General features: G+C 67.7%; 22 protein-coding genes. All 22 read right to left on the bottom strand.

Annotated features, from left to right (window positions below):
• Position 1: 1 nt before the first annotated feature.
• Complete coding sequence (gene rpsD / locus ACXN5W_RS03415) at positions 2 to 628, bottom strand: 30S ribosomal protein S4 (protein WP_473156644.1); 627 nt, start codon at positions 626 to 628, stop codon at positions 2 to 4.
• A 14-nt stretch (positions 629 to 642) separates the two neighbouring features.
• The gene (rpsK, locus tag ACXN5W_RS03410) at positions 643 to 1,050 is read right to left on the bottom strand and encodes a 30S ribosomal protein S11 (RefSeq protein ID WP_007073011.1); all 408 of its coding nucleotides are present in this window, start codon (positions 1,048 to 1,050) and stop codon (positions 643 to 645) included.
• 54 nt (positions 1,051 to 1,104) lie between these two features.
• On the bottom strand, positions 1,105 to 1,485 hold the full coding sequence (gene rpsM / locus ACXN5W_RS03405; protein ID WP_473156643.1) for a 30S ribosomal protein S13: 381 nt from the start codon (positions 1,483 to 1,485) through the stop codon (positions 1,105 to 1,107).
• Positions 1,486 to 1,719: 234 nt separating this feature from the next.
• On the bottom strand, positions 1,720 to 1,833 hold the full coding sequence (gene rpmJ, locus ACXN5W_RS03400) for a 50S ribosomal protein L36 (RefSeq protein ID WP_012184307.1): 114 nt from the start codon (positions 1,831 to 1,833) through the stop codon (positions 1,720 to 1,722).
• A gap of 86 nt (positions 1,834 to 1,919) precedes the next feature.
• Positions 1,920 to 2,141: a translation initiation factor IF-1 gene (infA, locus tag ACXN5W_RS03395; protein ID WP_007073013.1), complete on the bottom strand. Its 222-nt coding sequence runs from the start codon at positions 2,139 to 2,141 to the stop codon at positions 1,920 to 1,922.
• Positions 2,142 to 2,369: 228 nt separating this feature from the next.
• Positions 2,370 to 2,957, bottom strand: a complete 588-nt coding sequence (locus ACXN5W_RS03390) for a DUF1707 SHOCT-like domain-containing protein (RefSeq protein ID WP_473156642.1) — start codon at positions 2,955 to 2,957, stop codon at positions 2,370 to 2,372.
• Between the two features lie 215 nt (positions 2,958 to 3,172).
• Positions 3,173 to 4,024 carry a type I methionyl aminopeptidase gene (gene map / locus ACXN5W_RS03385; protein WP_473156641.1) on the bottom strand — a complete coding sequence of 284 codons (852 nt, stop codon included), beginning with the start codon at positions 4,022 to 4,024 and terminating at the stop codon, positions 3,173 to 3,175.
• An 86-nt stretch (positions 4,025 to 4,110) separates the two neighbouring features.
• A complete protein-coding gene (locus tag ACXN5W_RS03380) occupies positions 4,111 to 4,764 on the bottom strand; it encodes an adenylate kinase (RefSeq protein WP_473156640.1) in 654 nt (217 codons plus the stop codon).
• A complete protein-coding gene (gene secY / locus ACXN5W_RS03375) occupies positions 4,765 to 6,096 on the bottom strand; it encodes a preprotein translocase subunit SecY (protein ID WP_473156639.1) in 1,332 nt (443 codons plus the stop codon). It lies immediately after the preceding gene.
• Positions 6,097 to 6,336: 240 nt separating this feature from the next.
• On the bottom strand, positions 6,337 to 6,780 hold the full coding sequence (gene rplO, locus ACXN5W_RS03370; protein WP_473156638.1) for a 50S ribosomal protein L15: 444 nt from the start codon (positions 6,778 to 6,780) through the stop codon (positions 6,337 to 6,339).
• The gene (gene rpmD, locus ACXN5W_RS03365) at positions 6,780 to 6,962 is read right to left on the bottom strand and encodes a 50S ribosomal protein L30 (protein WP_473156637.1); all 183 of its coding nucleotides are present in this window, start codon (positions 6,960 to 6,962) and stop codon (positions 6,780 to 6,782) included. The genes rplO and rpmD overlap by 1 nt, the downstream gene beginning before the upstream one ends.
• A complete protein-coding gene (gene rpsE / locus ACXN5W_RS03360) occupies positions 6,962 to 7,576 on the bottom strand; it encodes a 30S ribosomal protein S5 (RefSeq protein ID WP_473156636.1) in 615 nt (204 codons plus the stop codon). The genes rpmD and rpsE overlap by 1 nt, the downstream gene beginning before the upstream one ends.
• A gap of 69 nt (positions 7,577 to 7,645) precedes the next feature.
• On the bottom strand, positions 7,646 to 8,035 hold the full coding sequence (gene rplR, locus ACXN5W_RS03355; protein WP_473156635.1) for a 50S ribosomal protein L18: 390 nt from the start codon (positions 8,033 to 8,035) through the stop codon (positions 7,646 to 7,648).
• On the bottom strand, positions 8,032 to 8,574 hold the full coding sequence (gene rplF / locus ACXN5W_RS03350; protein WP_473156634.1) for a 50S ribosomal protein L6: 543 nt from the start codon (positions 8,572 to 8,574) through the stop codon (positions 8,032 to 8,034). The genes rplR and rplF overlap by 4 nt, the downstream gene beginning before the upstream one ends.
• Positions 8,575 to 8,590: 16 nt before the next feature.
• On the bottom strand, positions 8,591 to 8,998 hold the full coding sequence (gene rpsH, locus ACXN5W_RS03345; RefSeq protein ID WP_473156633.1) for a 30S ribosomal protein S8: 408 nt from the start codon (positions 8,996 to 8,998) through the stop codon (positions 8,591 to 8,593).
• 95 nt (positions 8,999 to 9,093) lie between these two features.
• The gene (locus ACXN5W_RS03340) at positions 9,094 to 9,279 is read right to left on the bottom strand and encodes a type Z 30S ribosomal protein S14 (RefSeq protein ID WP_007073023.1); all 186 of its coding nucleotides are present in this window, start codon (positions 9,277 to 9,279) and stop codon (positions 9,094 to 9,096) included.
• A 4-nt stretch (positions 9,280 to 9,283) separates the two neighbouring features.
• On the bottom strand, positions 9,284 to 9,853 hold the full coding sequence (rplE, locus tag ACXN5W_RS03335) for a 50S ribosomal protein L5 (protein WP_473156632.1): 570 nt from the start codon (positions 9,851 to 9,853) through the stop codon (positions 9,284 to 9,286).
• Positions 9,853 to 10,173, bottom strand: a complete 321-nt coding sequence (gene rplX, locus ACXN5W_RS03330; RefSeq protein WP_473156631.1) for a 50S ribosomal protein L24 — start codon at positions 10,171 to 10,173, stop codon at positions 9,853 to 9,855. Before rplX ends, rplE begins: the two co-directional genes overlap by 1 nt.
• Positions 10,170 to 10,538: a 50S ribosomal protein L14 gene (rplN, locus tag ACXN5W_RS03325; protein ID WP_007465279.1), complete on the bottom strand. Its 369-nt coding sequence runs from the start codon at positions 10,536 to 10,538 to the stop codon at positions 10,170 to 10,172. Before rplN ends, rplX begins: the two co-directional genes overlap by 4 nt.
• An 82-nt stretch (positions 10,539 to 10,620) precedes the next feature.
• Positions 10,621 to 10,902, bottom strand: coding sequence for a 30S ribosomal protein S17 (gene rpsQ, locus ACXN5W_RS03320; RefSeq protein WP_473156630.1), 282 nt, complete (start codon positions 10,900 to 10,902; stop codon positions 10,621 to 10,623).
• Positions 10,899 to 11,135: a 50S ribosomal protein L29 gene (gene rpmC / locus ACXN5W_RS03315; protein WP_473156629.1), complete on the bottom strand. Its 237-nt coding sequence runs from the start codon at positions 11,133 to 11,135 to the stop codon at positions 10,899 to 10,901. Before rpmC ends, rpsQ begins: the two co-directional genes overlap by 4 nt.
• Positions 11,135 to 11,560 carry a 50S ribosomal protein L16 gene (rplP, locus tag ACXN5W_RS03310; RefSeq protein ID WP_473156628.1) on the bottom strand — a complete coding sequence of 142 codons (426 nt, stop codon included), beginning with the start codon at positions 11,558 to 11,560 and terminating at the stop codon, positions 11,135 to 11,137. Before rplP ends, rpmC begins: the two co-directional genes overlap by 1 nt.
• Positions 11,561 to 11,562: the final 2 nt, after the last annotated feature.

The raw sequence follows: 11,562 nt of genomic DNA, 5'->3' as shown, positions 1-11,562 counted from the left end.
GTTACTTGCTGTAGAGCTCGACGATCAACTGCTCCTGGACCTGCGTGTCGATGACCTGGCGGGCCGGGAGCGTGTGGACCAGAACCTTGAGCTGGCTGGGGATCGTTTCCAGCCAGGCCGGCACCGACCGGGAACCGGCCTCCGCCTGCGCCACGACGAACGGGGTGAGCTCCTTGGACTTGGCCCGGACCTCGACGATGTCGTGCTCCTTGACGCGGTACGACGGGATGTCGACCTTCTTGCCGTTCACCGTCAGGTGGCCGTGCTTGACCAGCTGCCGGGCGTGGTCCCGGGACTTGGCCAGGCCGGCCCGGTAGACCACGTTGTCGAGCCGCGACTCGAGGATCTGCAGGAGGACCTCACCGGTCTTGGCCTGCTTGGCCACGGCCTCCTCGTAGTAGCCGCGGAACTGCTTCTCCAGCACGCCGTAGACACGGCGGGCCTTCTGCTTCTCACGAAGCTGGAGCAGGTACTCCGTCTCCTTGGTCCGACCGCGGCCGTGCTGTCCGGGCGGGAACGGCCGGGACTCGAACGGGCACTTCGGGCCATCGCACTTGCTGCCCTTGAGGAACAGCTTCATCTTCTCCCGCCGGCAACGGCGGCAGTCAGCACCGGTGTAACGAGCCATCTCTTCCTAACCTCTCAGACCCGACGACGCTTCGGCGGACGGCACCCGTTGTGCGGCTGCGGGGTCACGTCGGAGATCTGCCCGACCTCGAGACCCACTGCCTGCAGCGACCGGATGGCGGTCTCCCGGCCGGAACCGGGACCCTTGACGAACACGTCGACCTTGCGCATGCCGTGCTCCATGGCCCGGCGCGCGGCTGCCTCGGCGGCCAGCTGCGCGGCGAACGGAGTCGACTTGCGGGAGCCCTTGAAGCCCACCTGGCCAGCGGAGGCCCAGGAGATGACGGCACCGGTCGGGTCCGTGATGGACACGATGGTGTTGTTGAAGGTGCTCTTGATGTGCGCCTGCCCGTGGGCGACGTTCTTGCGTTCCTTGCGCCGAACCTTCTTGACGGCGGCTCCGGCGCGAGCCTTCGGTGGCATAAGTCTGTGCGCTCCTATGGAAAATCTCGGCTGTCCGGCACGAGTCCGGCGGGATTACTTCTTGCCGGCCTTCTTCTTGCCGGCGACCGTCCGCTTCGGGCCCTTCCGGGTCCGGGCGTTGGTGCGCGTCCGCTGACCACGGACGGGCAGTCCCCGGCGGTGCCGGATGCCCTCGTAGCAGCCGATCTCCACCTTACGGCGGATGTCCGCGGCGACCTCGCGGCGCAGGTCACCCTCGACCTTGTAGTTGCCCTCGATGTGGTTCCGCAGCTGCAGCAGTTCTTCGTCGGTCAGGTCCCGGGCCCGCTTGTCGGCCGAGATGCCGGTTGCGGTGAGCATCTCCAGCGCGCGGGTGCGGCCGATTCCGAAAATGTAGGTGAGCGCGATCTCCATCCGCTTCTCGCGGGGGAGGTCGACGCCGACTAGACGTGCCATGTGTGGGCGTACTCCTCGTGGTGTTGTCGCGGAGGTCTGTGCCCGACCCACCCCGTTCCGGTCATCCTCGCCTGGACGCGCGATGCGCGTCGCGGCCAGCGACGACCGTTGCCCGAACGGGCCCCGGCCTCCGACCGGGGGTCAGCCACGACAACGAGTACGAGTGCGCCTCGGTGCTCGTGGCTGGGACGAGCTTGTGTTCTGTGCTGCGGTCTGCTGCGGCTGGGACTGGTGTCAGCCCTGGCGCTGCTTGTGACGCGGGTCGGTGCAGATGACCATGACCCGGCCATGCCGTCGGATCACCCGGCACTTGTTGCAGATCCGCTTGACGCTCGGCTTGACCTTCACGGTTGCCTTACTCTCCATGACGCCGACGACGTGCGCCTTCGGCTTCGAGGACGGACACGGGACATCCCGGCCGTCGTCAGGTTCGGTTACTTGTAGCGGTAGACGATGCGCCCGCGGGTGAGATCGTACGGCGACAACTCGACGACGACCCGGTCCTCGGGCAGGATGCGGATGTAGTGCTGCCGCATCTTTCCGCTGATGTGGGCCAGCACCTTGTGGCCGTTGGCCAACTCCACCCGGAACATCGCGTTCGGGAGGGGCTCGATGACCCGACCTTCGATCTCGATGGCTCCGTCTTTTTTCGGCATGTACTCCGCTGTCCTGACGTCGGTTTCTCCGGACGGCTCACAACATCCTTTCCCGGACCGGAGTCCGGGCCAGCCGCGGCTCCAGGGACCCATCGAAGCGCGGGATGGGCATGCCGGAGTGGACGCTGTGCGCCGATCAACCAGTGTACGCCGCTCGGGGATCGACACCAAACCGAGTCCCCGGGTCGGCTTCGTCACGTCCAGTTGATCTAGCTCCGGGTGACCCGTTCAGCCTCGGCCCCGGGATCGGCGGCGGGCGTCCCGGGCCGCGTACCGGGCCCTGCGCGCCGCCTCCCGAGCCTGCCGCCCGGGATGACCGTGGCCGTGACCAGCCCAGTGCCGGTGCGGCGCCCCGCCGAGCAAGCCGGTGATCGTGGAGACCAGCAGCACCGCTCCCCACGGCCCGGCCACCCAGACCGGCCAGAAGTAATGTCGCTCGCCCGAGGCCAGGCAGGTCACCAGCCAGATCGCCGAGGTGATCGCCACCACACTCAGGTAGCTGCTCCAGGTGGCCAGGAGCCAGCCGCGGGTCACTGCCGACCGCGCGTCGCGGCTCGGGCCGGCCGGGGCCTCGGGCGGCTGCGGCGCCGATCCGGGACCGGCGGCCGCGACCTGGGACCGCTGCGGCGGCACCGTGCCGGGCAGGTCGGTGAGCAGGCCGTCCAGATCGCCGTACGTCTTGGCCGCGTACGTCCGTTGCAGGCGCTCGTCGTATTCGGGCAGGTCGAGCCGACCCTCGTTGAGAGCGCTCCGAAGCTGCTCTGCGACGGCCTCGCGATCGGCGTTCGAGGCGCGCATGTCGGCACGCGGATTCATACCGTCGAGCATGCCACCGGGATGCCACCGACCGCGAGCCCGTGGAGGTCCCGGGCCCGGGCCCCAGCGAGCCGACGGAGCCCACCGGACCTCGGGACGGGTTCCGGGAGCCGACCGCGAGCCCGCCGTGCCCCGGGACGGGCTTCGGAGGTCGACCGTGAGCCCGCTGGGCCGCGTCGTGGGCTTCCAGGAGCCGACCGCGGTGCCTCGGACGGTCAGGCGGAGGACGAGTTGACCGGCTGCCGGCTGGTCACCAACTCGCCGAGCCGGCCCCGACCACCGTCGACCGCGGTCAGCACCCAGACGCCGTCATCGAGCAGCGCCATCGAGTGCTCGACGTGCGCGGCCACCGAGCGGTCCCGGGTCACCACGGTCCAGCCGTCGGAGAGTTCCACGGTCCGGGGTGAGCCCATGGTGATCATCGGCTCGATCGCCAACGCCATCCCGGAGACCAGGCGTGGCCCACGCCCGGGCCGGCCGTGGTTGAGCACATGCGGGTCCTGGTGCATCTCGGTGCCGATGCCGTGCCCGCCGTACCCGTCGACAATGCCGTAGCGGCCGCCCTTGCGGACCGCGGACTCGACCGCGGCGGAGATGTCGGTGAGTCGGCCGGTGCCTTTGGCCGCGCCGCGCGCGGCGGCGGCGATGCCGGCCCACATCGCGTCCTCGGCGACCTGGGCCATCCGCAGCAGTCCGGGAGCGGTCTCCCCGACCCCGACGGTGATCGCCGCGTCGCCGTGCCAGCCGTCCAGGATCGCGCCGCAGTCGATCGAGATCAGGTCGCCCTCGGCGAGCACCTGTTTGGCGGACGGGATCGCGTGGACCACCTGCTCGTTGACGGACGAGCAGATCGAGGCGGGATAGCCGTGGTAGCCCAGGAAGGACGGGATGGCTCCGGCGTCCCGGATCACCGTTTCGGCGATCGTGTCCAGATCGGCCGTGCTGATCCCCGGCCGGACGGCGTCGCGCAGCGCGCCCAGCGCCGCCGCCACCACCAGGCCGGCGGCCCGCATCTTGTCGAGCTGCTTCGGAGTCTTCAGCTGGATGTCCAGCTGTTGACGACGCATCTGCTGTCTGCCTTTCGTTGCCCCGACCGCGGGTCGGCTGGTGGCCAGGGTCGCCACCGGCCGTCGTTCCCGCGGCCCGTTCGAGCCTATCCCCCGTACGAGCGCAGCGCGTCTATCGCGCGGACCGTGACGTCCTCCACGGGCCCGGTGGCGTCGATGCCCACCAGCTTGCCCTGGGCGCCGTAGTAGTCGACCAGGGGTGCCGTCTTGGCCGCGTACTCCCGCAGCCGCTCGGCGATGGTTTCCGGCTTGTCGTCGTCCCGCTGGAACAGCTCCGAACCGCACCGGTCACAGATGCCCTGCCGGTTCGGAGCGTCGAACTCGATGTGCCAGATCTTGCCGCAGCCCCGGCAGGTCCGCCGGCCGGACAGCCGGCGGATCACCTCGTCGTCGTCCACGACGAGTTCCATCACCAGGTCGAGCGCCGTGCCCAGGTCGGCCAGCAGCTTGTCCAGCGCGGCCGCCTGGGGCGTGGTCCGCGGGAAGCCGTCCAGCAGGAAACCCTCACCGGCGTCGGGCTCGGCGAGCCGGTCCCGGACCATGTTGATGGTGACCTCGTCCGGGACCAGCTTGCCGGCGTCCATGTACCGCTTGGCCTCGACACCCAGCGGCGTGCCCTGCGAGACGTTCGCCCGGAAGATGTCCCCGGTCGAGATCTTGGGCACGGCCAGGTGGGCGGCGATGAACTCGGCCTGGGTCCCCTTTCCCGCCCCGGGGGGACCGACCAGAACGAGTCGCATCTACCGCAGGAACCCTTCGTAGTTGCGCTGCATGAGCTGGCTCTCGATCTGCTTCACGGTCTCCAGACCGACACCGACCATGATCAGCACAGCCGTACCACCGAACGGGAAGTTCTGGTACTGCTGGGTGTCCAGCCAGATGAAGAAGAAGTTGGGCAGGATCGAGATGAGGCCCAGGTACAGCGCACCCGGAAGGGTGATCCGGCTGAGGATGAAGTCGAGGTACTCGGCCGTCGGCTTGCCCGGCCGGATGCCCGGGACGAAACCGCCGTACTTCTTCATGTTGTCCGCGACCTCGGTCGGGTTGAACGTGATCGAGACGTAGAAGTACGTGAAGAAGATGATCAGCAGGAAGTAGACCACGATGTACGTGACCGCGCTCGGCTTGACGAGGTGGTCCTGCACCCACAGCTGCCAGCCGTGCAGGTTGTTGCGGTCGAAGAACTGGAGGATCAGCTGCGGCAGGTAGAGCAGCGAGGAGGCGAAGATGACCGGGATGACACCCGCCTGGTTGACCTTGAGCGGGATGTAGGTCGAGGTGCCGCCGTACATCCGGCGACCGATCATCCGCTTGGCGTACTGCACCGGGATCCGGCGCTGCGCCTGCTCGATGAAGACCACCAGCGTGATGATCACGATCACCAACGCCAGCACCAGGAGGAACCAGCCCCAGCCCTTGGAGGTCTTGATCTGCCAGCCCTCGCCGGGGAGACGGGCGGCGATCGAGGTGAAGATCAGGACCGACATGCCGTTGCCGACGCCGCGGTCGGTGATCAGCTCGCCGAGCCACATCACCACACCGGTACCGGCGGTCATCGTGATGACGAGGGTGCCCAGGGTGAGCCAGTTCGGCAGGCCGTGCCCGGGGGGGATGATCGGGTACTGGTCACACAGGCCGTTGAAGAGCTGACCCGACTTGGCCAGCGCCACGAACGCGGAGGCCTGCAGGATGCCCAGACCGAGCGTGAGGTAACGGGTGTACTGGGTGATCTTGGCCTGTCCCGCCTGCCCCTCCTTGCGGAGCTGCTCCAACCGCGGAATCACCACGGTGAGCAGCTGCAGGATGATCGAGGCAGTGATGTAGGGCATGATGCCCAGCGCGAAGACCGAGAGGTGCAGCAGCGCGCCACCGGAGAAGAGGTTCAGCAGCGTGAAGACGCCGGTCTGGTCGGCAGACTTGGTGGCATCGATGCACTTCTGCACGTTGCCATAAGAGACGCCCGGGCTGGGCAGCGTGGCCCCGAGCCGGTAGAGGGCGATGATGCCGACCGTGAACAGCAACTTCTTGCGCAGGTCAGGCGTCCTGAACGCGCTGACAAAGGCGGAGAGCAACTTCTTCCTCCTGCGCGGAGCGGCCCGCCGGAGTTTCGTGGCGGGACGGGGTGGTTGTCGGGCGACTACCCGAAATCCCTAGCTGGGATTCGGACTCTAACAGTCCGGTGCGGTTACGGGCAGGTGTGCCCGACAACATACACCAAGTCCTATGTCACTAGGCCCGGCCGGCACGGCCCGGGTAGACATCGTGGCGCCCGCCAGTCGTGTCAACTGAACGGGCGCCACGAAACGGACGTCCTACAGCTCGGTGGCCGAGCCACCCGCGGCGGAGATCTTCTCCTTGGCCGACGCGCTGAAAGCGTGCGCCGACACCTGGATCGCGACTCCGCCGAGGTCGCCACTGCCGAGCACCTTGACCGGCTGGCCCTTGCGGACCGCGCCCGCCTCAACCAGCTCGGCCGGCCCGACCTGGCCGCCGTTGGGGAACAGTTCGGCGAGCCGGTCCAGGTTGACCACCTGGAAGACCACCTTGAACTTGTTCTTGAAGCCCTTCATCTTGGGCAGCCGCATGTGGATCGGCATCTGCCCACCCTCGAAGCTGGCGGGGACGTTCTTCCGCGCCTTCGAGCCCTTGGTACCGCGACCGGCGGTCTTGCCCTTGGAGCCCTCACCGCGACCCACCCGGGTCTTCTCGGTCTTGGCCCCCGGCGCCGGGCGCAGGTGGTGAACCTTGATCGTCATCAGTCGACCTCCTCGACCGTCACGAGGTGGTTCACAGCGAAGATCATGCCCCGGATCTCGGGGCGGTCCTCCTTGACCACCACGTCATTGATCCGCTTGAGACCGAGCGACCGCAGCGAGTCCCGCTGGTTGCTCTTGGCCCCGATCTTGGATCGGATCTGGGTGACCTTGAGCCGCGCCATCAGGACGCCACCCCCGCCCGCGACGCGAGCATCGCGGCTGGCGCGACGTCCTCGACCGGCAGCCCGCGACGCTTCGCGACGGCCTCCGGCGACTCGAGCCCCTTCAGCGCCGCGACGGTCGCGTGCACGATGTTGATCGGGTTCGACGAGCCGAGGCTCTTCGAGAGCACATCGTGGATCCCGGCACACTCCAGTACGGCACGCACCGGGCCACCGGCGATGACGCCGGTACCGGCGCTGGCCGGCTTGAGCAGGACCACACCGGCGGCGTCCTCGCCCTGCACCGGATGCGGGATCGACGACGCGATCCGCGGCACCTTGAAGAAGTGCTTCTTGGCCTCCTCGACGCCCTTGGCGATCGCCGCGGGCACCTCCTTGGCCTTGCCGTAGCCCACGCCCACGGTGCCCTCGCCGTCGCCGACGATCACCAGGGCGGTGAAGCTGAACCGACGACCACCCTTGACGACCTTCGCGACACGGTTGATCGCGACGACCCGCTCGAGGTGCGGCGTCTTCTCGACGGGCGCGTTTCCGCGACCGCCCTCACGGCGGTTGTCGCGGCGACCACCCTCGTTGCCACCGGACCCGCCGCCACGGCGCTGTTGACCTGGCATCAGCAGCCTTCCTTCTCTCTCGTGACGGGGTTGCTTAGTTGCGATCCTCGTCCGACTCGCATCGAACGCCTAGAACTTGAGCCCGGCTTCGCGGGCGGCGTCGGCCAGCGCGGCGATCCGCCCCGCGTACCGGTTGCCACCGCGATCGAAGACGACCTTCTCGATGCCGGCTGCCATGGCCCGCTCGGCCAGCAGCGCACCGACCTTACCGGCGAGAGCGCTCTTGTCGCCCTCGGTGCCCCGCAGCGAGGGGTCCATGGTCGAGGCGGACGCCAGGGTGTGTCCCTTGATGTCGTCCACGACCTGGACCGTGATGTGCCGCAGCGAGCGGGTGACGACCAGGCGCGGGCGCTCGGCCGTACCACTGACGTTCTTGCGGACGCGGAAGTGCCGACGCGCCCGCCCGACGGCGCGCTTGGCGGCAACGCCGCGACGGCGCTTGAGCAGGGTCGCGCTCACTTCTTGCCTGCCTTTCCAGCTTTACGGCGGATGACCTCGCCCTGGTACTTGACGCCCTTGCCCTTGTAGGGCTCCGGCGGGCGGATCTTCCGGATGTTGGCGGCGACCTCACCGACCTGCTGCTTGTCGATGCCGGCCACGTGGAACAGGGTCGGCCGCTCCACCGTGAAGGTGATCCCCTCCGGCGCCGGGACGGTCACCGGGTGCGAGAAGCCGAGGGCGAACTCGAGGTCCTTGCCCTTGGCCGTCACCCGGTAGCCGGTGCCGGCGATCTCCAGGGTCTTGCGGTAACCCTCGGTCACGCCGGTGATCATGTTGGCCACCAGCGTCCGGCTGAGTCCGTGCAGTTCCTTGGCGCGGCGCTCGTCGTTGGGTCGGCTGACGTTCAGCACGCCGTCCTCGCCCCGCTCGATCGTGATCGGCGCGGCCAGGGTGTGCGACAGCTCGCCCTTGGGGCCCTTCACCTTGACGGTGGGCCCGTCGATCGTGATGTCGACTCCGGACGGCACCGGGATCGACTTGCGTCCAATTCGGGACATTTCTACCAGTCTCCCGTTACCAGACGAAGGCGAGGACTTCCCCGCCAACGCTCCGCTTGCGGGCCTGCCGATCGGTCAGCAACCCCTGGGACGTCGAAATGATCGCCACACCCAGCCCACCGAGCACCCGGGGGAGCTCCTCCGACTTGGCGTACACCCGCAGACCGGGCTTGGACACACGCTTGATGCCGGCCAGGCTCCGCTCGCGGTTCTGGCCGTACTTCAGCTCGACGATCAGTCGCTTGCCGACGACACCCTCAGCGGGCTCCTCGACGGCCCAGGTGCTGATGTACCCCTCCGCCTTCAGCACCTCGGCGATGTTCGCCTTGAGCTTCGAGTAGGGCATCGTCACCCGGTCGTGGTACGCCTGGTTGGCGTTGCGCAGACGCGTGAGCATGTCTGCGATCGGGTCGGTCATCGTCATGGATTTCGTCAGCCTTTCTCGCCGTGGTTCCCGGGCGTTGCGCCGGTGGGCCTACGGCGAAGAGGTGTTACAGCGTCAACTTGCGGACTCAGGCGTTACCAGGAAGCCTTCGACACACCCGGCAGCTCGCCGCGGTGGGCCATCTCCCGGATGCAGACCCGGCAGAGACCGAACTTGCGGTAGACCGCCTTCGGACGCCCGCACCGCTGGCAGCGGGTGTACGCGCGAACCGAGAACTTCGGCTTCGCGGCGGCCTTGAGGATCAGCGCCTTCTTGGCCATTCGCTCAGTTCTCCTTGAACGGGAAGCCCAGGAGCTTGAGCAGCGCCCGGCCCTCATCGTCGGTCTTGGCGGTCGTGACGACCGTGATGTCCATGCCCCGCTGCCGATCGATCCGGTCCTGGTCGATCTCGTGGAACACCGACTGCTCGGTCAACCCGAACGTGTAGTTGCCGTGCCCGTCGAGCTTGCGCCCGTCGAGGCCCCGGAAGTCGCGGATACGCGGCAGCGCGATCGACAGCAACCGGTCCAGGAACTCCCACATCCGGTCACCGCGGAGGGTCACCTTCGCGCCGATCGGCATGCCCTCGCGCAGCTTGAACTGCGCGATGGACTTGGTCGCCCGACGGACCTGCGGCTTCTGGCCGGTGATGGTCGCCAGGTCCCGCACCGCCCCGTCGATCAGCTTCGCGTCGCGGGCAGCCTCGCCGACACCCATGTTGACGACGATCTTGACCAGACCCGGCACCTGCATGGGGTTGCCGTACTGGTACTGCTCGCGCAGCTGGGCGACGATCTCGTTGCGGTACCGCTCCTTGAGCCGCGGCAGGGTCTTCGTTTCGGTAGCCGTGGTCATCACAGGTCCTTACCGGTGCTACGCGCGATGCGGACCTTCTGGCCGTTGTCGTCGAACCGGTAGCCGACCCGGGTCGGCTTGCCGTCGGAGTCCAGGATCATCACGTTCGAGACGTGGATCGGGGCCTCCTGCGTGACGATGCCGCCGGTCTTGGCGCCGCGCTGGGTGGTGGTGATGCGGGTGTGCTTCTTGACCCGGTTCACGCCCTCGACCAGGATCTTGTCCTGCCGCGGGTAGGCCGCGATGACCTTGCCCTTGGCACCCTTGTCCTTACCGGCGATGACGACGACCGTGTCGCCTTTACGAATCTTCACGGTCACAACACCTCCGGCGCGAGAGAAATGATCTTCATGAACCGCTTGTCCCGCAGCTCCCGGCCCACCGGGCCGAAGATGCGGGTGCCGCGCGGGTCGCCACCATCCTTGATGATGACCGCGGCGTTCTCGTCGAAGCGGATGTACGAGCCGTCCGGGCGCCGCCTCTCCTTCGCGGTGCGGACGACGACCGCCTTGACGACGTCGCCCTTCTTCACACCCGCGCCCGGGATGGCGTCCTTGACCGTGGCCACGATGACATCGCCGATGCTCGCGTAGCGCCGACCGGAGCCGCCGAGTACCCGGATGCACAGGATCTCCCGAGCACCCGTGTTGTCGGCGACGCGCAGTCGCGACTCCTGCTGAATCACGTCTATCTCCTATGTCTGCCAGTTCTCGACCGGCGGCGCCGGTCGAGCTTGGCGGAACCGATGAGCCTGCTGATGCGCGCTCTTACTTGGCCTTCTCGAGGATCTCCACGATCCGCCACCGCTTGGTGGCGGACAGCGGTCGGGTCTCCATGATCAGCACCCGGTCGCCGATGCCGGCCGAGTTCTGCTCGTCGTGCGCCTTCAGCTTGCTCGTACGGCGCATGACCTTGCCGTACAGCGCGTGCTTGACGCGGTCCTCGACCTCGACGACCACGGTCTTTTCCATCTTGTCGCTGACCACGAGGCCCTCGCGCACCTTGCGCCGGCCCCGCACGACAGCGGCGTTCTCGTTGACTTCGCTCATGATGCGGTCACCTCAGTCGGCGCGGCCGAAAGCCCAAGCTCACGCTCACGCATGATCGTGTAAATCCGGGCGATGTCCCGACGGATGATCTGCAACCGGCGGTTGTTGTCCAACTGACCGGTCGCGGACTGCACGCGGAGATTGAACAGCTCCGCCTTGGCCTCACGCAGCCGCCCGACCAGCTCCTCATCGGAGAGCTCGCGCAGCTCGCCGGCCTTAACGCCCGCTGCCATCAGGATTCACCCACTTCGCGCGTCACAATGCGGCACTTCATCGGGAGCTTGTGGATCGCGCGGCGCATCGCCTCACGCGCGATCTGCTCGTTCGGGAACGACATCTCGAACAGGATCCGGCCCGGCTTCACGTTCGCGACCCACCACTCGGGAGAGCCCTTACCGGAACCCATCCGGGTTTCGGCCGGCTTCTTGGTGAGGGCCTGGTCCGGGAAGACCTGGATCCACACCTTGCCGCCACGCTTGATGTGGCGGGTCATGGCGATACGGGCCGACTCGATCTGCCGGTTGGTCACGTACGCGGGCTCGAGTGCCTGGATCCCGAACTCGCCGAAGACCACCCGGTTGCCGCCCTTCGACGCGCCACTGCGGTCGGGGTGGTGCGGCTTGCGGAAGCCCTTCGGAGGCTTGCGCGGCATCAGCATCT

It is taken from the genome of Plantactinospora sp. A48 (assembly GCF_055793945.1).
This window is presented reverse-complemented; position numbering and strand designations above follow the sequence as displayed.

Coding starts and splice junctions, on each gene's coding strand:
- rpsD (WP_473156644.1), bottom strand. CDS start 628: ATGGCTCGTTACACCGGTGCTGACTGCCGCCGTTGCCGGCGGGAGAAG.
- rpsK (WP_007073011.1), bottom strand. CDS start 1,050: ATGCCACCGAAGGCTCGCGCCGGAGCCGCCGTCAAGAAGGTTCGGCGC.
- rpsM (WP_473156643.1), bottom strand. CDS start 1,485: ATGGCACGTCTAGTCGGCGTCGACCTCCCCCGCGAGAAGCGGATGGAG.
- infA (WP_007073013.1), bottom strand. CDS start 2,141: ATGCCGAAAAAAGACGGAGCCATCGAGATCGAAGGTCGGGTCATCGAG.
- ACXN5W_RS03390 (WP_473156642.1), bottom strand. CDS start 2,957: ATGAATCCGCGTGCCGACATGCGCGCCTCGAACGCCGATCGCGAGGCC.
- map (WP_473156641.1), bottom strand. CDS start 4,024: ATGCGTCGTCAACAGCTGGACATCCAGCTGAAGACTCCGAAGCAGCTC.
- ACXN5W_RS03380 (WP_473156640.1), bottom strand. CDS start 4,764: ATGCGACTCGTTCTGGTCGGTCCCCCCGGGGCGGGAAAGGGGACCCAG.
- rplO (WP_473156638.1), bottom strand. CDS start 6,780: ATGACGATCAAGGTTCACCACCTGCGCCCGGCGCCGGGGGCCAAGACC.
- rpmD (WP_473156637.1), bottom strand. CDS start 6,962: ATGGCGCGGCTCAAGGTCACCCAGATCCGATCCAAGATCGGGGCCAAG.
- rpsE (WP_473156636.1), bottom strand. CDS start 7,576: ATGCCAGGTCAACAGCGCCGTGGCGGCGGGTCCGGTGGCAACGAGGGT.
- rplF (WP_473156634.1), bottom strand. CDS start 8,574: ATGTCCCGAATTGGACGCAAGTCGATCCCGGTGCCGTCCGGAGTCGAC.
- rpsH (WP_473156633.1), bottom strand. CDS start 8,998: ATGACGATGACCGACCCGATCGCAGACATGCTCACGCGTCTGCGCAAC.
- ACXN5W_RS03340 (WP_007073023.1), bottom strand. CDS start 9,279: ATGGCCAAGAAGGCGCTGATCCTCAAGGCCGCCGCGAAGCCGAAGTTC.
- rplE (WP_473156632.1), bottom strand. CDS start 9,853: ATGACCACGGCTACCGAAACGAAGACCCTGCCGCGGCTCAAGGAGCGG.
- rpsQ (WP_473156630.1), bottom strand. CDS start 10,902: ATGAGCGAAGTCAACGAGAACGCCGCTGTCGTGCGGGGCCGGCGCAAG.
- rpmC (WP_473156629.1), bottom strand. CDS start 11,135: ATGGCAGCGGGCGTTAAGGCCGGCGAGCTGCGCGAGCTCTCCGATGAG.
- rplP (WP_473156628.1), bottom strand. CDS start 11,560: ATGCTGATGCCGCGCAAGCCTCCGAAGGGCTTCCGCAAGCCGCACCAC.